Genomic DNA, 18,092 nt, shown 5'->3' on the forward strand with positions numbered 1-18,092 from the left:
GACACGACGAGATGGGACAGCCATGACGACCCTGACGGAAGCCGACGCGCTCGACGGCCTGCGCGACGCGCTCGGCCTGCTCAAGGACCGGGAGCAGGTGGCCGAACGGCTGCTCGACTCTTCCGCCAAGCACTCCTTCGACCCGGACAAGGAGCTGGACTGGGACGCACCGTTCGAGGACGGCAAGTGGTTCTGGCCGCCGGAGCTGGTGTCGCTCTACGACACCCCGGTCTGGCGGCGGATGAGCGAGGAGCAGCGGATCCTGCTCTCCCGGCACGAGGCCGCGGCGCTCGCCTCGCTCGGCATCTGGTTCGAGCTGATCCTGATGCAGCTGCTGGTGCGGCACATCTACGACAAGGCGGCGACGAGCGCCCATGTGCGCTATGCGCTGACGGAGATCGAGGACGAGTGCCGGCACTCGAAGATGTTCGCCCGGGTGATCACCCGCAGCGGCACCCCCTGGTACCCCGTCGGCCCGCTCCACCGGCACCTCGGCCGGCTGTTCAAGACCGTCTCCACCACGCCCGGCTCCTTCACGGCCACGCTGCTGGGCGAGGAGGTGCTGGACTGGATGCAGCGGCTGACCTTCCCCGACGAGCGGGTGCAGCCGCTGATCCGCGGCGTCACCCGCATCCACGTGGTGGAGGAGGCGCGCCATGTCCGGTACGCCCGTGAGGAGCTGCGCCGGCAGATGGTGACGGCGCCGAAGTGGTCGCAGGAGTTCACCCGGATCACCTCCGGCGAGTTCGCCCGGGTCTTCTCCATCGCCTTCATCAACCCCGAGGTCTACACGAACGTGGGACTGGACAAGCGCGAGGCGATGGCACAGGTGAAGGCCAGCGGCCACCGGCGCGAGGTGATGCAGAGCGGCGCGAGGCGGCTGACGGACTTCCTGGACGACATAGGGGTGCTGCGGGGCGTCGGGCGGAAGCTGTGGCGGTCGTCGGGACTGCTGGCATAGACCCGTCCACAGCGGGGGCACTTTCCGGACATCGCCCAGTACACGGCCGTACCCGCAGCCAGAAGCGGAGCGGTTACGCTGCGTTCATGACGCCGCAGGCTCCCACCCCCGCGTACCGACGGCTCAGCGTCGAGGAGCGCCGCAGTCAGCTCCTCGACTCGGCGCTCGCCCTCTTCGCGCACCGTCCACCGGAGGAGGTGTCCCTCGACGACGTGGCGGAACAGGCCGGGGTCTCCCGCCCCCTGGTGTACCGGTACTTCCCGGGCGGCAAGCAGCAGCTGTACGAGGCCGCCCTGCGCTCGGCCGCGGACGAGCTGCGCCTGTGCTTCGACGAGCCCCGGCAGGGCCCCCTGCCGGCCCGGCTGACCCGGGCCCTGGACCGCTACCTCGCCTTCGTCGACGAGCACGACACCGGGTTCAGCGCCCTGCTGCGCGGCGGCAGCGTCGCCGAGACCTCCCGGACCTCGGCCATCGTGGACGGGGTGCGCCGGGCAGCCGCCGAGCACATCATGAGCCACCTGGAGGTGGCCGAGCCCGGCCCCAGGCTGCGGATGACCGTACGGATGTGGATCACCGCGGTGGAGGCGGCCTCGCTGATCTGGCTGGACGAGGACAAGCAGCCGCCCGCCGACGAGCTGCGGGACTGGCTGGTGGAGCAGTTCGTGGCGGTGCTCTCGGTCACCGCGCGCCGCGACAGCCAGACCGAGTCACTGGTGGAGGCGCTCGCCGCGGACCTCTGACCGCGTCCCGGACGTCCGGGTTGGCGGCGGCCGTCCGCGATATCTGACACTGGGGGCGTGAAGAGCGAAGACACCCCCTTCGAGGGCGGGCCGATGGACGGCCGGGTGCTGCCGGTGCTGGTGGGCATGACCGGCCACCCGCCCAAGATCTACCGCATCCCGGTGCCGGACCCGGACGGCGGCCCGCCCACCGTGCTGGTCTACCGGAGGGTGCCCCGCGACCACCGCCGCACGGTCGCCTTCGCCCGCTGGAAGTACGAGTACGCCCCCGGGGGAGCCTCACGCACCCGCCTGCGCTGGCCCTGGTCGAAGCCGGACACGACGCCGGGCGGCAGGCCAGACACCACGCCGGGCGGCAAGGCGGACGACGCGGACGGGTGACCGGGTTGCGCCGAACCGCGCACACCCGGCGAGCGGGCCGCGAGTGACCGTCTGATGCTCGCGGTGCGGAGCGGACGAGCCGCCCCGCACCGGAGGTGATGACGTGTCAGGAAGGCTTCTGCGTCTGGTCTGTACGGCGGCGGTGGCCGCCGGGATCGTCCTCGCACCCGCGCCCGCACCCGTCGCGGCCGACCCGGAACCCGATGCCGGTACCGGTGCCGGTACCGGTGCCACGACCGGACCCGGAACCGGCGATCGGTCCGTCGCCGACCTGCTGACGGACCTTCAGCGGCGGTACCGGGAGGCCGAGAAGGCCACCGAGGCGTACAACTCCACCGAGGAGCGGCTGGCGCAGCAGCGCGCCGAGACCGAGCGGCTCGACGCCGAGCTGGCCCGGACCCGGTTGTCCCTGCAGGACAGCCGCAGCGCGGCGGGCCGGCTGGCCCGGCAGCAGTACCAGGGCCGCAGCGACCTCTCCCCCTATCTGCGGCTGCTGCTGGCCCGCGATCCGCAGCACGCGCTGGACCAGGGCCATGTGATCGGCCGGTTGGCGCGGCAGCGGGCCGGGACGGTGGGCCGGCTGACCGGCAGCGAGCAGCAGGCCGAGGAGCTGGCCCGCAAGGCCCGGGGAGCCCTGGACCGGCAGCTCACCCTCACCGAGCAGCGCCGGAAGGAGCGCGACGACGTGCGCGAGCGGCTCCGCGACGTCGAGGAGCTGCTCGCCTCGCTCGGTCCCGGGGAACTGGCCGCGGTGGCCGCCCTGGAGAAGGACGGGGTCGCCGACGCACAGCAGCGGTTCCTGGCCTCCGGCGCGCTCGGCGAGGACGACGCCAAGCCCTCCGCCGGGGGCGACCGGGCGGTGCGCTTCGCCGTGCAGCAGCTCGGCAAGCCCTACGAGTGGGGCGCGGAAGGGCCCGGCACCTACGACTGCTCCGGGCTGACCTCCGAGGCCTGGGGGCACGCCGGGACCCCGATCCCGCGCACCAGCCAGGAGCAGTGGGCACGGCTGGAGCGGGTGCCCCTCGACGAGCTGCGCCCCGGCGACCTGGTGGTGTACTTCCCGGAGGCCACGCACGTGGCGCTGTACCTGGGACACGGCAGGGTGGTCCAGGCGCCGCGCCCCGGCGCCGCGGTGAAGGTGTCGCCGATCGCGGCCAACCCGGTCCTCGGCGCCGTACGCCCCGATCCCGGCGGGGACCCCCTGCGGTGGTACGTGCCGCCGAGGCTCCCCGAAGGGGCGACGGACGGGTCCGACGAGGGGTACGCCGCCGCCTACGCGCCCGCGGTGCCGGAGACCTCGGCGAGGTAGGCGCCGGTCTTCTCCGGGTCGTAGAAGAAGTTCTCGAAGTCGGCCGGGTCGTCGAAGCCGTTGGCGAACCGGTCGGCGACCGGCTGGAGCCCGCCGGCCGCGCCGATCAGGTTCAGGATGTGCTCCGGCGGCGGGGCGAGCATGGCGTTGGTCCACTTGGTGACGTGCTGGGCCGTCTCCCAGTAGCGGTCGAAGGCCGCCTGCATCCAGGCCTCGTCGAACTCCTTCTCGCCGTGCTCGAGGATCGAGGCGAGGTAGGAGGCGGCGCACTTGGCGGCCGAGTTGGAGCCCTGGCCGGTGATCGGGTCGTTGGCCACGACCACGTCGGCGGCGCCCAGCACCAGGCCGCCGCCGGGGAGACGGCCGACGGGGTTGCGGACGGTGGGGGCGTAGCGGCCGGCGAGGGTGCCGCCGGCGTCGGTCAGTTCGACCTTGGTGGCCCGCGCGTACTCCCAGGGGACGAACTTCTCCATGAGCTCCAGGGTCAGGGAGAGGTGTTCCGCCGGATCCTTGACGTCCTTGAAGACGTCCAGGGGGCCGCCGGGTACGCCCTCCCAGAACAGGATGTCCGCGCGGCCCGAGGTGGTCAGCGTCGGCATGACGAACAGCTCGCCGACGCCGGGCACCAGATTGCAGCGGACCGCGTCGAACTCCGGGTGCTCCGGGCGCGGGCCCAGGCCGTGGACGTAGGCGACGGCGAGGGCGCGCTGCGGTTCGCTGTACGGCGAGCGCGAGGCGTCCCGGCCGAACATCTGCACCAGCTCGCCCTTGCCCGCGGAGACCAGGACCAGGTCGTAGGTGCGGGAGAAGTAGTCGAGGTCGCCGACGGCCGCGCCGTGGATGACCAGCTGGCCGCCGCGCTGGGCGAAGGTCTCCATCCAGCCGGCCATCTTCACCCGCTGGTCCACGGACTGTGCGTACCCGTCGAGCCGGCCCACCCAGTCGATGGCGCGCTGGGTCGGGCCCGGGTCGTGCGAGCCGGGGGCGGCGACCGAGACGCCGAGTCCCTCGATCTTCGGGGCCTGGGACTCCCAGAAGTTCAGCTGCAGGTCGCGCTCGTGCTGCAGGGCGGTGTGGAACATGCACTGCGTCGACATGACCCGGCCGGTGCGGATCTCGTCCGCGGTCCGGTTGGACATCAGGGTGACCTCGTAGCCGTGCGACTGGAGGCCGAGGGCGAGCTGGAGGCCGGACTGGCCGGCCCCCACGACGAGTATCTTCCGCATGCGGGTGCTGACTCCTAGGTCGGGTCTACTCGGGGGTTTCGTCGAGCGCGTGGCCGACGAGAGCCAGGAGGGTCTCGATCACGGAGATCCGGCGGCGCGCATCCATGATCATTACAGGGATGTGCCGCGGGATCGTCAACGCCTCCCGCACATCCTCCGGCTCGAACAGCTCGCTGCCGTCGAAGTGGTTCACCGCCACCACGTACGGCAGTCCGCAGCTCTCGAAGTAGTCCAGTGCCGGGAAGCAGTCCTTCAGCCGGCGGGTGTCGGCCAGGACGACGGCGCCGATCGCGCCGCGCACCAGGTCGTCCCACATGAACCAGAACCGCTGCTGGCCCGGTGTGCCGAACAGGTAGAGCACCAGGTCGTCGTCGAGCGTGAGGCGGCCGAAGTCCATGGCCACGGTGGTGGTGAGCTTGCCCGGAGTGCCGGTGAGGTCGTCGGTCTCCTCGCTCGCCTCGGTCATCAGCGCCTCGGTCTGCAGCGGCGTGATCTCCGAGACGGAGGTGACCAGCGTGGTCTTGCCGACGCCGAAGCCGCCCGCCACCACGATCTTCGTCGCGATCGGGGCGCGGGTGCGGTCCGTCTGCCAGGGCTGTGACGGCTCGTCGGGGTCGACGGTCGGGGTGACGCCGGAGGCGGCGGCGTCAGAGACGACGGAGTCCACTCAGCACCCTTTCCAGCAGAGCGCGGTCCGGACGGCCCGTGCCATGGCCGGTTCCGGTGCCGTATACACGGATCTTTCCCTGGTCCGCGAGGTCGCTGAGGAGCACGCGGACCACACCGAGCGGCATCCTCAGCAGCGCGGCGATCTCGGCCACCGTACGCATGCGGCGGCACAGTTCGACGATGGCCCGCATCTCCGGCATCACCCGGGCCGGCGGGGCGCTCGTCAGTTCCCTGCGCTCCTCGGGGGCGTCGAGCGCGGCGGTGGCCGCCACGAACGTCTCCACCAGGAGCACATGGCCGAAGCGCGTCCGGCCGCCGGTGAGCGAGTACGGGCGGACCCGGGCGGGTTTGCGGTCGGCGCCGCGCACCGGGAGGCTCTTCCTGGAACTGCTGCTCATCGGGTACTCCCCGTGGACTGGGACTCCAGGGACTGGCGGAGCTCGCTGCGGAGTTCCGGGGTCAGCACATGTCCGGCGCGGCCCACGAACAGCGCCATGTGGTAGGCCACGACACTCATGTCGCAGTCCGCGGAGCCGTGCACACCGAGCAGCGAGCCGTCGCTGATCGACATCACGAAGAGGCTGCCCTCGTCCATCGCGACCATGGTGTGTTTCACCGCGCCGGAATCCATCAGCCGGGCGGCGCCGACGGTGAGGCTGCCGATGCCGGAGACGACGGTGGCGAGGTCGGCGGAGGAGCCGCGCGGGCCGGTGGGGCGCTCGCCCCGGGCGCGGCGGGCCGCGTCGTTGCTCCCGGGGTCGGAGGAGAGCAGGAGCAGTCCGTCGGAGGAGACCACCGCGACCGAGAGAATGCCGGGCACCTCCTCGACGAGATTGGTCAGCAGCCAATGGAGATTGCGGGCTTCACTGCTCAGTCCGAAGGTACTGGGCGCGGTCAACTGCTTGCCTCCTCGACAGTGCCCCCCGTGGCTTCTTCGGTTGTCCCTGCTGGTGTCCCTGGTGTCCCTGGTGTCCCTGGTGTCCCTGGTGTCCCTGCCGTGGCGATCTCCGCCTCGACGTCGCGCCGCCCGGCCTCCGCCCCCCGGTGGAAGCCGCCCAGGCGGCGGCGCAGCGCCTCGGCGTCGACCGCGCCCGTACGCGGGCGCGGCGCCGACGCCGGCGTGCTGATCTTCGGGGTCCGCTTGGGCAGCCCCTTGTCGGTGACGGGTTCCTCCGGCTCGTCCGGTACGCGGTCGTGGGTGGGCTCGGTCTCGGACCCGGCTCCCCGTACGGGTGCAGGTGCCGGCTCGGGAGCGGTTACGGGCTCGGCCCGCGGCGCGGGTACCGGATCGGGCCCGGGTGCGGACGCCGGGTCGGGTGCGGGTACGGGTGCGGACACCGGATCGTGCGCGGGCTCGGGCCGGGCCCCCGGCGCGGCTTCGGGCCCGGGTGCGGGTGCGGGTTCCGGCGCCGGTGCGGGTTCCGGTGCGGGAACGGCCTCGGGTGCCGGGGCCTGGGGCCGGACCGGGAGGAGCAGCGCCATAGTGGTCTCGGAATCCGTCTCGTACGGGGTCCCGGGGCCGTCGGAGTCGTCGGGCCGGCTCCGGGACTCCTTGAGCTCCCGGGACTCCAGGGGCTCCCCGGGCCCCTGGGGGCCGGTCGGCTCGGCCCCGGGGCCCGGCTCCGGCGCGGCGTTCGCCGGATGGGCGGACATGCCGTCGGCGTCGGCGGCACCGGTCCCGGCCGAGCCCGCGACCCCGGTCTCCGTCCCGGCGCTGGTCCCGGCGGACGCCGGCTCCGGCTCCGACACGGACTCCTGCACCGGCACGGACTCCTGCTCCGGCACGGACTCCTGCACCGGCACGGACTCCTGCTCCGGCACCGACCGCCGTACCGCCCGCTCCGCCAGCCTCACCAGTGCGTCGCCACCCTCCGAGCGCCCGTGCAGGACGTTGGAGTTGGCCTCGGCGTCGGCGCCCGGCAGCGAGAAGGTGCCGGTGCTCTCGGCATGCGGCGTGGCCGGGGCGACGGCTGCGGGCGGTGCCTCGGCGAGCAGCGAGGCCGGCAGCACCGCGACCGCGGCCACCCCGCCCTGCTTCTGCTCGCGCAGCTGCACCCGTGCACCGTGCCGGTGGGCCAGCCGGGCCACCACGTACAGGCCGAGCCCGAGCCCGTCCTCGCCGTCCCGGTCGTAGGGTGCGTCCGGGTCGACATCGGCGAGACGGGCGTTGAGCCGCTCCAGCCGGTCACCGGCCATGCCGATGCCCTCGTCCTGGACGGAGAGCATCAGCTCGCCGTTCTCCAGCAGCCAGGCGGAGATCTCGACGGGCAGGTCGGGCGGGGAGAACGAGGTGGCGTTCTCCATCAGTTCGGCCAGCAGATGGGAGAGGTCGTCGGCGGCGAAGCCCGCGACGTGGGCGTGCGGCGGCAGCGCGGCGATACGGACGCGCTCGTACCGCTCGATCTCACTGACGGCGGCGCGGACCACGTCGACCAGGGGCACCGGGCCGGCACTGTGCTGGACATGCTCGGCGCCGGCGAGGACCAGGAGGTTCTCGCTGTGCCGGCGCATCACGGTGGCGAAGTGGTCGAGCTTGAACAGCGTGGCGAGCCGCTCCGGGTCCTGCTCGCGATCCTCCAGGCCCTCGATGACGGCGAGCTGCCGCTCGACCAGGCCGAGGGTGCGCAGCGCGAGATTGACGAAGGTGCCGCCGATGCTGTTGCGCAGCACCTTCAGCCGGGCCGCGGAGGCGTCGAGTTCGGTGCGCAGCTCCTCACGGGCGTCGGCCATCTTCTGCCGCTGGGCGACCAGGTGCTTGCGGTCGCCCTCCAGCGTGGTGACCCGCTCGGCGAGGGCCACGGCCTGGGCGTGCAGCGCGTTGACGGAGCGGATGGCGCGGGCGAACTCGTCGTTGCGGCCGGTGAAGGAGACGGGTTCCTCGGCGGCGGGGTTCTCGGCCTCGGCCAGCCGTGCGGAGCCGCGGCGCAGCACCGACAGCGGGCGGGTGAGGGTGCGGGCCATGGCGGTGGCGATGCCGACGGCGAGCAGTATCAGGGCGCCGAGCAGGGCGATGCGGATCTCCAGCGCGGTGACGTCGTCGTCGCGCAGTTGCTCCAGTGCCTTGGTGCGGCGGTCGTAGAGGGCGGACTCGGCGCCGCGCATGGCGTCGATACGGGCGGACAGTGCGGCGTCCAGCTTCTTGACGCTCGTGCCGAGGTCGTCCTCGGAGAGGACGGGCTGGTCGGTGAGGTCGGCGAGGTACGTGTCCGCGGCGTCCACCTCGGGTCCGGCGACCGTGGCGCCGTAGCTGTCCCGCACCTGCCGGGGTGCGCTGTCGCGGAAGTCGGCGAGGGCGGCGTCGGAGCGGACCCGGGCCTGCTGGGCGGCGGCGGTGAGCGCGTCGCGGCGTTCCGTGTCGGCCTCGGACGAGGTGGTGGTCTCGGTCGGCAGTCCGGTGATCGGGTCGATGACGGTCTGCGTGGTGGTGGGCACGTTCAGCGCCGCGAGCAGCAGTCCTCGGGTGGCGGCGGCCTGCTGGACGGCGGTGTCCAGTTCGGCGAGGGCGTGTGCGCCGCCGCCCGCGCGGGGCGGCATCTGCTCGGCCAGCTGTACGGCGAGGGCGTGCAGTCCGGCGACGGCATCGGAGTACGCCCGGTGCGCCTCCAGCGCGGTGCTCTTGCCGGTGAGCGCGGCGCGCCGCAGCGCGGCGATGGAGTCGAGGTCCCCGCGCAGCGCGGCGGGGGTGTCGGTGTCCTCCCGCAGTTCCTCCACCTGCCGGTCCACGCGGGCGCTGTGCTGTTCCGACGGCGCCCTCGACTCGGGTCGGCCGGCCGCGATGTAGGGGGTGACCTCGTCGCGTTCGTCGGCCAGGGAGTGGGCGAGGGTGAGCGCGTCCTGGGTCTGTTCGGCGAGCGTGACCAGGTCCTGGGAGTCGTGCAGCTGTCCGGAGGCGGCGATCACCGACGGGGCGCCGGCCGCGGCGATGGCGGCGGCCACGACGGCGACGGCGACGATGAGGCGGTTGCGCACATGGGTGGGGCGGCCCTTGCCGACCGGGGGTCCGGGAGGTCCGGCGGCGTCGGGGGTGCCGGGGGTCGGCTCGGTGCCCCCCGCGGGGGCCTTCTGCTTGCCTGTGCGACGAGGCCGCGTCTTCTGCACCGGTGCTCGCATTCCTGAACTCGTGTACCCGTGGGACCGGGTGGCGCTCCGTCAACGGACCGGGCGGTGCATGCACCCTCCCCCCGAGCTCTCGGCAGGAGCGGGGCGGCCCCCCACCGGTCCCCGACCCTCCCAGTGCCGGTGGGTGGTGCACGTGCATCACCTGACCCGCCACTCGAAGGAGTGAACATCGGACGGGAGTTGGGGAGCAAGTTCCCGTGGCGCATGCGACAGGTCCGGGCGGCGTGCCGGTTGGACGTCTGCGGCGGGTGGTGCAAGGATTCGCCGCCGCCGCTTCCCGGAGTACTGCAATCTGCCCCAAATCCGGCACCCGACCTGCGGAGTCGAGGGGTTTGTACGATCGTTGCCGGTCGTTTGCGGACCGTGTGAAGGGGTCGTGCAGACTGGCCTGATGCGTACGGAGCTGTTGTCGCGACCGGGTGACCCGGACCGGCCCAACGAGGACTTCGCGAGCGTCGGACTTCCGGCCTCCGGGCAGGGCGGTTCACTCGTCGTGCTCGACGGGGTGACGCCACCGGCGGACGGAACGGGCTGTCTGCATTCCGTTCCCTGGTTCACCGCGCGGCTGGGCGGCGCGCTGACCGAACTGACCGTTTCCCTCCCGGATGTTCCCCTGGCGGAGGCACTTTCCCGCGCCATCGCGCGTACCGCCGAGACCCACAGCGGAACCTGTGACCTTTCTCACTCCCGGACCCCGCAGGCCACCGTCGTCCTGGCGCGCTGGACGCCGAGCGCGGTCGAGTACCTGGTGCTGTCCGACTCGGTGCTGCTGGTGGAGGCCGCCGACGGCACGGTCGGCGCGGTCCTGGACGACCGGCTGGCCCGGCTGCCGCGCTCCGCACTGGCCACGGACGCGCTGATCGACGCCGATCTCCGCAACCGGGAGGGCGGCTTCTTCACCGCCGCCGCCGATCCCGCGGTCGCGGCCCGGGCGGTCACGGGGGTGCTGCCGCGCGGTGAGGTGCGGGCGCTGGCCGCACTGACGGACGGGGCGGCGCGCTGGGTGGAGCGGTTCCGGGAGGGCGACTGGGCCGACTGCCTGGGGCTGGTGCGGAAGGAGGGGGCGCGGGCGCTGGTGGAGCGGGTGCGGGAGCTGGAGCTCGCGGACACGGAGCGGGCGTTCCTGGGGCGGAGCAAGACACACGACGACGCGACGGTGGTGTACGCCGAGCTCTGAGCCGTACGGCCCGGCTCGCTCCGCCGAGCCCTACGGCCCGGCTCACTTCTCCATGCCGAGGTTCAGCTCGTGCAGCAGCCGCGCCAGTTCCGCCACCGCCTTCGGGTCCCAGTCGGCGAGTCGGCGGGCGTAGCGGGCGCGGCGGGCCTCGCGCACCCGGCCGACCCGCTCGCGGCCCTCCGGGGTGAGGGTGATCAGCCAGGCGCGGCCGTCCGCGGGGTCGGGTTCGCGGGCGACCAGGCCGAGGTCCTCCAGGGCGCGCAGCTGGCGGGACATGGTCGCCTTGCCGACCCCGATGTAGCCGGCGAGCTCCGTGGCCCGCTGCGCACCGCACTCCCCCAGCCGGACCAGCAGCCCGTACGCCGACGACTCCAGGTCCGGATGCACCTCCCGGGCCATCTCGCCCTGGTTGGCCCGGGCCCGCCGCAGCAGCACCGTCAGTTCGCGCTCCAGCGCCAGGAACTCGGGCTGGTCCACACCACGTCCGGACCCCCGCCGGGACCCACCTCCGACGGACCCACCCCCGGATTCGGCTCCCGGTCCGCCGTCGATTCCGTCTTCGTGCACGTCAGCCCCTGCCTGAGGTTTTACGGTCCTGAAAGTTTCCGCCGCCCGCCGCCATCGCTGCAGCGTGGCAAGTATTTCGCAGGCTTAGACCAACGGCAGCCTCCGGAACCCTTCCCACCGGGCGTTCTACGTGCGTAGCGTCGATGATGCGCGACCCGACTGGCATGCCCACGCCATCAGATCCCGCGGGCCTCCCCTGCCGGTCGTCACCCCCACCGGGCACCACCGAGCCTTCGGAGGCACGTCATGTCCGTGCGCAGAACCGGATCGCCCCGCAGCCGGCGCCACGCCGCCGCGGGAGTCCTGCTCGCCGCCTCGTCCCTGACCCTCACCGCAATCACCGCACCGTCCGCAGCTGCGGCCGACATCCCGGCCCGCGGCTCGGCCCGCATGGGCACGGGCGTCCTGGCCCACGACGGGCAGCACGGCACCCCCGTCCCCGGCGGCGCCGCCCGGACCGAGGGCGTGGACGTCTCCAGCCACCAGGGCGACGTCGCCTGGACCGGCCTGTGGACCAGCGGGGTGCGGTGGGCCTACGCCAAGGCAACCGAGGGGACGTACTACCGCAACCCCTACTTCGCCCAGCAGTACAACGGCTCGTACAACGTGGGCATGATCCGCGGCGCCTACCACTTCGCCACCCCGGACACCACCAGCGGCGCCGCCCAGGCCCACTACTTCGTCGACCGCGGCGGCGGCTGGTCCGGCGACGGAAAGACCCTGCCCGGCGCCCTGGACATCGAGTGGAACCCGTACGGCGCGGCCTGCTACGGCAGGACGCAGAGCCAGATGGTCTCCTGGATCCGCGACTTCCTGAACACCTACAAGGCCCGCACCGGCCGGGACGCCGTCATCTACACGGCCACGAGCTGGTGGAAGCAGTGCACCGGCAACCACGGCGGTTTCGCGTCCGCCAACCCGCTGTGGATCGCCCGGTACGCCTCCGCGGTGGGCGAACTGCCGGCGGGCTGGCCGTACTACACCATGTGGCAGTACACCTCCTCCGGGCCGATCGTCGGCGACCACAACCGCTTCAACGGAGCCCTCGACCGGGTCCGCGCCCTGGCCCTCGGCTGAGCGGGCCCGCGGCCCTCGGCGGCTTCCCGCCCCGGGGGCGTGCGGCGAGGCCCAGGCCTCCCTCACGGGGCCCGGGCCTCGCCTCTCCCCGGCGGCTCCGTCACGCCGCCGCCGGGACCTGCGGCGCCGCCCCGTTCGTCGCCGGGGACAGCGCCAGCTCCAGGACCTGACGGACGTCGGTCACGGTGTGGACGTCGAGGCTGTCCAGCACCTCGGCCGGGACGTCGTCCAGATCGGGCTCGTTGCGCTTGGGGATGACGACGGTCGTCACGCCCGCGCGGTGGGCGGCGAGCAGCTTCTGCTTCACCCCGCCGATCGGCAGCACCCGCCCGGTCAGCGAGACCTCGCCGGTCATCGCCACGTCCGTGCGCACCAGCCGGCCCGACAGCAGGGAGGCCAGCGCCGTCGTCATGGTGATACCGGCGCTCGGGCCGTCCTTGGGCACCGCGCCCGCCGGGAAGTGGATGTGTACGCCGCGCTCCTTCAGATCGGCGACCGGCAGCTCCAGTTCGGCTCCGCGCGAGCGCAGGAAACTCAGCGCGATCTGCGCCGACTCCTTCATCACGTCACCGAGCTGACCGGTCAGGGTCAGCCCCGCGGCGCCGGTCTCCGGGTCGGCCAGGGACGCCTCCACGTACAGCACGTCGCCGCCGGCCCCGGTCACCGCGAGGCCGGTGGCCACGCCGGGCACGGAGGTGCGCCGCTCGGCCGGGTCCTGGGCGGACTCGGGCACATGGTGCGGCCGGCCGATCAGGGCGCGCAGATCACCGTCGGTGACGGTGAACGGCAGCTCCCGCTCGCCCAGTTCGTGCTGGGCCGCGACCTTGCGCAGCAGCCGCGCGACGGACCGCTCCAGGTTGCGCACGCCCGCCTCGCGGGTGTATTCGCCGGCCAGCCGGCGCAGCGCGCTCTCGTCGATGGTGACCTCGTCGCCGCCGAGTCCCGCCCGCTCCAGCTGCCGGGGCAGCAGATGGTCCCGGGCGATGACGATCTTCTCGTCCTCGGTGTAGCCGTCGAGCCGGACCAGTTCCATGCGGTCCAGCAGGGCCTCCGGGATGGCCTCCAGGACGTTGGCGGTGGCCAGGAAGACCACGTCGGACAGGTCGAGCTCGACCTCGAGGTAGTGGTCCCGGAAGGTGTGGTTCTGCGCGGGGTCGAGGACCTCGAGCAGGGCCGCGGCCGGGTCGCCGCGGAAGTCGGAGCCGACCTTGTCGATCTCGTCCAGCAGCACCACCGGGTTCATCGACCCGGCCTCCTTGACGGCGCGGACGATCCGGCCGGGCAGCGCGCCCACGTAAGTGCGGCGGTGGCCGCGGATCTCGGCCTCGTCGCGGACGCCGCCGAGGGCGACCCGGACGAACTTGCGGCCCATGGCGTGGGCGACCGATTCACCGAGGCTGGTCTTTCCCACTCCGGGCGGGCCCACCAGGGCCAGCACGGCCCCGCCACGCCGCCCGCCGACGACGCCCAGACCCCGGTCGGTGCGCCGCTTGCGCACCGCCAGGTACTCGGTGATGCGCTCCTTGACGTCGTCCAGTCCGGCGTGCTCGGCGTCGAGGACGGCCTTGGCACCCTGGATGTCGTAGGCGTCCTGGGTGCGTTCGTTCCACGGCAGTTCGAGGACGGTGTCGAGCCAGGTGCGGATCCAGGAGCCCTCGGGGGAGGCCTCGCTGGACCGCTCCAGCTTGTCGACCTCCTTGAGGGCGGCCTCGCGCACCTTCCCGGGCAGGTCGGCGGCCTCCACGCGGGCGCGGTAGTCGTCGGACTCCTCGCCGTCCTTCTCGCCGCCGAGCTCGCGCAGCTCCTTGCGCACGGCCTCCAGCTGACGCCGCAGCAGGAACTCCCGCTGCTGCTTGTCGACGCCCTCCTGGACGTCCTTGGCGATGGACTCGGCCACGTCCTGCTCGGCGAGGTGGTCGCGCAGCTGCTGGGTGGCGAGCCTCAGGCGGGCCACCGGGTCGGCGGTCTCCAGCAGCTCGATCTTCTGTTCGGTGGTCAGGAACGGCGAGTATCCGGAGTTGTCGGCGAGCGCGGAGACGTCGTCGATGGCCTGGACCCGGTCGACGACCTGCCAGGCGCCGCGCTTGCGCAGCCAGGAGGTGGCGAGCGCCTTGTACTCCTTGACCAGTTCGCCGATCTGCCCGGGCAGCGGCACGGGGACACTCTCGTCGGCCCGGGTGCCCTCCACCCACAGCGCGGCACCGGGACCGGTGGTGCCCGCGCCGATCCGCACCCGTCCGCGGCCACGGACCAGGGCGCCGGGGTCGCCGTCGGCCAGCCGGCCGACCTGCTCGACGGTGCCCAGCACACCGGTGCGGGCATATGTCCCGTCGAGGCGCGGGACGAGCAGCACGCGGGGCTTTCCGGGCTCGGACCGCGCGGCGGCCTGGGCGGCCTCGACCGCGGCCCGCACCTCGGGGTCGCTCAGATCGAGCGGGACCACCATCCCGGGCAGCACGACCTCGTCGTCGAGCGGCAGCACGGGCAGGGTGAGCGGTGTGAACTCCGTGGACTCAGCAGCCATGATCTCCCCTTCGGCAGTCAAGTTGAGTTATGCCGACTCAATGCTCGGCCGCCGGGGATTGTTCCCCGCGTTCGCTGTGGGCGATCGCGGACCGCTCCCGGGACACCCCCTGCACGCCCCGTCACCCCGAGTTCCCGATTCCGTCAACAAACCGTCAGCGGAGTGCCAGGATGGCCGGATGTCCCTCGTGTACGACATCCCCGAGGTCCTGGACCGGCGCGACGGTCCCCATGGCGAGGTGGTGCTGCGCCGGCACGGCGGGCTGCTGCAGATCATCGCCAACGGCTGCTTCCTGATGGACACCTCGGACGGCCGCTCGGAGCGCCGGCTGGTCGATGCGGCGCTCGCCGCGCTGGACGCCTCCGGCGAGCGCCCGGCACCTCACGTGCTGATCGGCGGACTGGGGGTCGGATTCTCGCTGACGCATGCAGCCGCGAATTCCCGCTGGGGCGGGATCACGGTCGTCGAGCGCGAACCCGCCGTCATCGACTGGCACCGGCGCGGGCCGCTGTCCGGACTGACCCGCGCGGCCCTGGCCGACCCGCGCACCAAGATCGTCGAGGCGGATCTGACCAGGTACGTCAATGAGACTTGCGCCACGTACGACGCCCTGTGCCTGGACATCGACAACGGGCCCGGCTGGACCGTCACCGAGGGCAACGAGACCCTGTACGCGCCGGCCGGACTCACCGCCTGCGCACGGCTGTTGAAGCCCGGCGGAGTGGTCGCCGTGTGGTCGGCGAAACCCTCCCCCGAATTCGAAGAATCCTTGCGTAATGCCGGGTTCCAGCGGGTGCGTACCGAAGAGATCCCCGTTGCCCGGGGCGTTCCGGACGTGGTTCATCTCGGCGTCGGTCCTGGATAGCAAAGGCCCGGTGGCTCCCCGTACGCTGCTGCCCTGACGCGGTCATTCAAGCGTCAAGCGCAGTCCTGCGCGGACGAGGGATCACCCCACGGATTCCGGTAAGCACACCTCAGGGGCGGGCGATGGAGCAGACACAGACCTCCCACAACGGCACGACGGCGACGCCGGGCGCGCAGCGCCGGGTGCTCGTGGTCGAGGACGACCAGACGATCGTCGACGCCATCGCGACCCGCCTGCGCGCCGAGGGGTTCCTGGTGCAAACGGCGGGCGACGGCCCGTCCGCCGTCGAGACGGCCGAGGCCTGGCAGCCCGACCTGCTGATCCTCGACATCATGCTGCCCGGCTTCGACGGCCTTGAGGTCTGCCGGCGGGTGCAGGCCGCCCGCCCGGTGCCGGTGCTGATGCTCACCGCGCGCGACGACGAGACGGACATGCTGGTCGGGCTCGGCGTCGGCGCCGACGACTACATGACCAAGCCGTTCTCCATGCGGGAGCTGGCCGCGCGCGTGCACGTGCTGCTGCGCCGCGTGGAGCGGGCCGCCATCGCCGCCACCACCCCGCGCAGCGGCATCCTGCGCCTGGGCGAGCTGGAGATCGACCACGCGCAGCGCCGGGTCCGGGTGCGCAGCGAGGACGTGCATCTCACGCCCACCGAGTTCGATCTGCTGGTGTGCCTGGCGAACACCCCGCGCGCGGTGCTCTCGCGCGAGCAGCTGCTGGCCGAGGTGTGGGACTGGGCCGACGCATCCGGGACCCGGACCGTCGACAGCCACATCAAGGCGCTGCGCCGGAAGATCGGCGCCGAGCGGATCCGCACGGTGCACGGCGTGGGCTACGCGCTGGAGACGCCGACGCCATGAGCCAGGGGCGGCAGGCCGCACGGAGGAGCCCCGGGGAGCCCTGGGGCGGCGTACGCCCGTTCTCGATCAAGACCAAGCTGGGCGCACTCGTCGTCACCTCGGTGCTGATCACCACCGGACTCTCGGTGATCGCCGTGCACACCAAGACCGAACTGCGCTTCATCACCGTCTTCTCGATGATCGCCACGCTGCTCATCACGCAGTTCGTCGCCCACGGCCTGACCGCGCCGCTGGACGAGATGAACGCGGTGGCCCGGTCGATCTCGCACGGCGACTACACCCGCCGGGTCCGTGAGAACCGCCGTGACGAGCTCGGCGACCTGGCCGTCACCATCAACCGCATGGCCGACGACCTGGAGGCCCAGGACCGTCAGCGCAAGGAGCTGGTCGCCAACGTCTCGCACGAACTGCGCACCCCGATCGCGGGGCTGCGCGCGGTGCTGGAGAACATCGTCGACGGGGTCACCGAGGCCGACCCGGAGACCATGCGGACGGCGCTGGGGCAGACCGAGCGGCTCGGCCGGCTGGTGGAGACCCTGCTGGACCTGTCCCGCCTGGACAACGGTGTCGTACCGCTGCGCACCCGGCGCTTCGAGGTGTGGCCGTATCTGTCCGGGGTGCTCAAGGAGGCCAACATGGTCGCCTCGGCCCGGGCCGGCATCGCCTCCGGATCCGGCAACCACTCCCGTACCGACGTCCATCTGCACCTGGACGTCGCGCCGCCGGAGCTGACCGCCCACGCCGACCCGGAGCGCATCCACCAGGTGGTCGCCAACCTCGTCGACAACGCGGTCAAGCACAGTCCGCCGCACGGCCGGGTGACGCTCAGGGCCCGGCGCGGGACGCTGCAGGAGTCGCTGGAGCTGGAGGTCCTCGACGAGGGGCCGGGCATCCCCCGGTCCGAGTGGCACCGGGTCTTCGAGCGGTTCAACCGGGGGTCGGTCTCACGGCCGCACGGCCCGGGCAGCGACGGCGGCACCGGGCTGGGCCTGGCGATCGCCCGCTGGGCCGTGGACCTGCACGGCGGCCGGATCCGGGTGGCCGAATCCGAGCGCGGTTGCCGGATCCTTGTCACTCTTCCGGGCCTGCCGTCCGTACCAAGTTGACGTAAAGTTCGAGGCGGCACCACAAGATCCCACGGCGTCCACGCAGCAGGACACGTGTGAGCAGGCAGAGGCCCGCGCGAGCCCCGCGCCGGGTGCGGGTACCTCCTTCCCTTCTGGCGCAGAACCTCACTTGTTTCCCGCCATTTCCGGGCCCGAAACACGCTCCGAGATGTGACTTACGCGACGATGAACGGGCCCGACCTGACCTTCCCGGCCGGGGAGGCGTAGCCTTTATTCCCGCTGTCCATCACCTTGTGAAGCGGAAGAGGGCGGTTGCCGCCGTGTCGCCACAGTCCCCCAGTAACGCATCGAGCATCTCGACCGACGCAGACCAAGCGGGCAAGAACCCCGCTGCCGCGTTCGGTCCGAACGAGTGGCTCGTCGACGAGATCTATCAGCAGTACCTCCAGGACCCGAACTCGGTAGACCGTGCCTGGTGGGACTTCTTCGCCGACTACAAGCCGGGGGCGGCAGCCGCCCAGGCCGCGTCGGGCACGGCGGCCACGGGGGC

The 18,092-nt window shown here is 72.5% G+C and carries 17 protein-coding genes; 10 read left to right on the forward strand and 7 right to left on the reverse strand.

Annotation, left to right across the window (positions count from 1 at the left end):
* The first annotated feature begins 22 nt into the window (after positions 1–22).
* From V5O46_RS23080 to V5O46_RS23095, 4 genes are all read left to right on the forward strand, one after another.
* Entirely contained in the window at positions 23–961 is a 939-nt protein-coding gene (locus V5O46_RS23080) for an AurF N-oxygenase family protein (protein ID WP_332886577.1), read from the forward strand.
* 86 nt (positions 962–1,047) lie between these two features.
* Positions 1,048–1,701, forward strand: coding sequence for a TetR/AcrR family transcriptional regulator (locus tag V5O46_RS23085; protein ID WP_332886578.1), 654 nt, complete (start codon positions 1,048–1,050; stop codon positions 1,699–1,701).
* Positions 1,702–1,758: 57 nt separating this feature from the next.
* A complete protein-coding gene (locus tag V5O46_RS23090) occupies positions 1,759–2,082 on the forward strand; it encodes a hypothetical protein (RefSeq protein WP_332886579.1) in 324 nt (107 codons plus the stop codon).
* A 103-nt stretch (positions 2,083–2,185) separates the two neighbouring features.
* Positions 2,186–3,391, forward strand: coding sequence for a C40 family peptidase (locus V5O46_RS23095; RefSeq protein ID WP_332886580.1), 1,206 nt, complete (start codon positions 2,186–2,188; stop codon positions 3,389–3,391).
* On the opposite strand, the gene V5O46_RS23100 is transcribed toward V5O46_RS23095, so the two are convergent.
* The 5 genes from V5O46_RS23100 to V5O46_RS23120 are packed head-to-tail and all read right to left on the reverse strand — an operon-like array spanning position 3,355 to position 9,396.
* Complete coding sequence (locus V5O46_RS23100; RefSeq protein ID WP_332886581.1) at positions 3,355–4,617, reverse strand: styrene monooxygenase/indole monooxygenase family protein; 1,263 nt, start codon at positions 4,615–4,617, stop codon at positions 3,355–3,357. The two genes, V5O46_RS23095 and V5O46_RS23100, sit on opposite strands and share 37 nt — an antisense overlap.
* Before the next feature lie 25 nt (positions 4,618–4,642).
* Positions 4,643–5,284 carry a GTP-binding protein gene (locus tag V5O46_RS23105; RefSeq protein WP_332886582.1) on the reverse strand — a complete coding sequence of 214 codons (642 nt, stop codon included), beginning with the start codon at positions 5,282–5,284 and terminating at the stop codon, positions 4,643–4,645.
* A complete protein-coding gene (locus V5O46_RS23110; protein ID WP_332886583.1) occupies positions 5,265–5,684 on the reverse strand; it encodes a DUF742 domain-containing protein in 420 nt (139 codons plus the stop codon). Before V5O46_RS23110 ends, V5O46_RS23105 begins: the two co-directional genes overlap by 20 nt.
* Entirely contained in the window at positions 5,681–6,184 is a 504-nt protein-coding gene (locus V5O46_RS23115; protein ID WP_332886584.1) for a roadblock/LC7 domain-containing protein, read from the reverse strand. Before V5O46_RS23115 ends, V5O46_RS23110 begins: the two co-directional genes overlap by 4 nt.
* The gene (locus V5O46_RS23120; RefSeq protein WP_332886585.1) at positions 6,181–9,396 is read right to left on the reverse strand and encodes a sensor histidine kinase; all 3,216 of its coding nucleotides are present in this window, start codon (positions 9,394–9,396) and stop codon (positions 6,181–6,183) included. The genes V5O46_RS23115 and V5O46_RS23120 overlap by 4 nt, the downstream gene beginning before the upstream one ends.
* A 400-nt stretch (positions 9,397–9,796) precedes the next feature.
* Here V5O46_RS23120 and V5O46_RS23125 point away from each other — a divergent pair, with 400 nt between their 5' ends.
* Positions 9,797–10,582 (forward strand): hypothetical protein, encoded by a 786-nt coding sequence (locus V5O46_RS23125; protein WP_332886586.1) that lies wholly within the window; start codon positions 9,797–9,799, stop codon positions 10,580–10,582.
* A gap of 42 nt (positions 10,583–10,624) precedes the next feature.
* Here the strand turns inward: V5O46_RS23125 and V5O46_RS23130 are convergent, their stop codons facing one another.
* On the reverse strand, positions 10,625–11,149 hold the full coding sequence (locus V5O46_RS23130; protein ID WP_408649038.1) for a MarR family winged helix-turn-helix transcriptional regulator: 525 nt from the start codon (positions 11,147–11,149) through the stop codon (positions 10,625–10,627).
* A gap of 246 nt (positions 11,150–11,395) precedes the next feature.
* Between V5O46_RS23130 and V5O46_RS23135 the strand changes: the two genes are divergently transcribed.
* A complete protein-coding gene (locus V5O46_RS23135; RefSeq protein ID WP_332886588.1) occupies positions 11,396–12,226 on the forward strand; it encodes a lysozyme in 831 nt (276 codons plus the stop codon).
* 100 nt (positions 12,227–12,326) lie between these two features.
* Here V5O46_RS23135 and lon read toward each other — a convergent pair whose 3' ends face one another.
* Positions 12,327–14,750, reverse strand: coding sequence for an endopeptidase La (gene lon, locus V5O46_RS23140; protein WP_332886589.1), 2,424 nt, complete (start codon positions 14,748–14,750; stop codon positions 12,327–12,329).
* 178 nt (positions 14,751–14,928) lie between these two features.
* On the opposite strand from lon, the gene V5O46_RS23145 reads away from it, so the two are divergent.
* From V5O46_RS23145 to V5O46_RS23160, 4 genes are all read left to right on the forward strand, one after another.
* On the forward strand, positions 14,929–15,615 hold the full coding sequence (locus tag V5O46_RS23145; protein WP_332886590.1) for a spermidine synthase family protein: 687 nt from the start codon (positions 14,929–14,931) through the stop codon (positions 15,613–15,615).
* Between the two features lie 122 nt (positions 15,616–15,737).
* Positions 15,738–16,475 (forward strand): response regulator transcription factor, encoded by a 738-nt coding sequence (locus V5O46_RS23150; RefSeq protein WP_332886591.1) that lies wholly within the window; start codon positions 15,738–15,740, stop codon positions 16,473–16,475.
* Entirely contained in the window at positions 16,472–17,581 is a 1,110-nt protein-coding gene (locus V5O46_RS23155; protein ID WP_332886592.1) for a sensor histidine kinase, read from the forward strand. The genes V5O46_RS23150 and V5O46_RS23155 overlap by 4 nt, the downstream gene beginning before the upstream one ends.
* Before the next feature lie 281 nt (positions 17,582–17,862).
* Positions 17,863–18,092 (forward strand): 2-oxoglutarate dehydrogenase E1 subunit family protein (locus V5O46_RS23160; protein ID WP_332886598.1); only part of this gene is annotated, 230 nt, incomplete at its 3' end.

It is taken from the genome of Streptomyces poriticola (assembly GCF_036689765.1).
Taxonomy (GTDB): domain Bacteria; phylum Actinomycetota; class Actinomycetes; order Streptomycetales; family Streptomycetaceae; genus Streptomyces; species Streptomyces poriticola.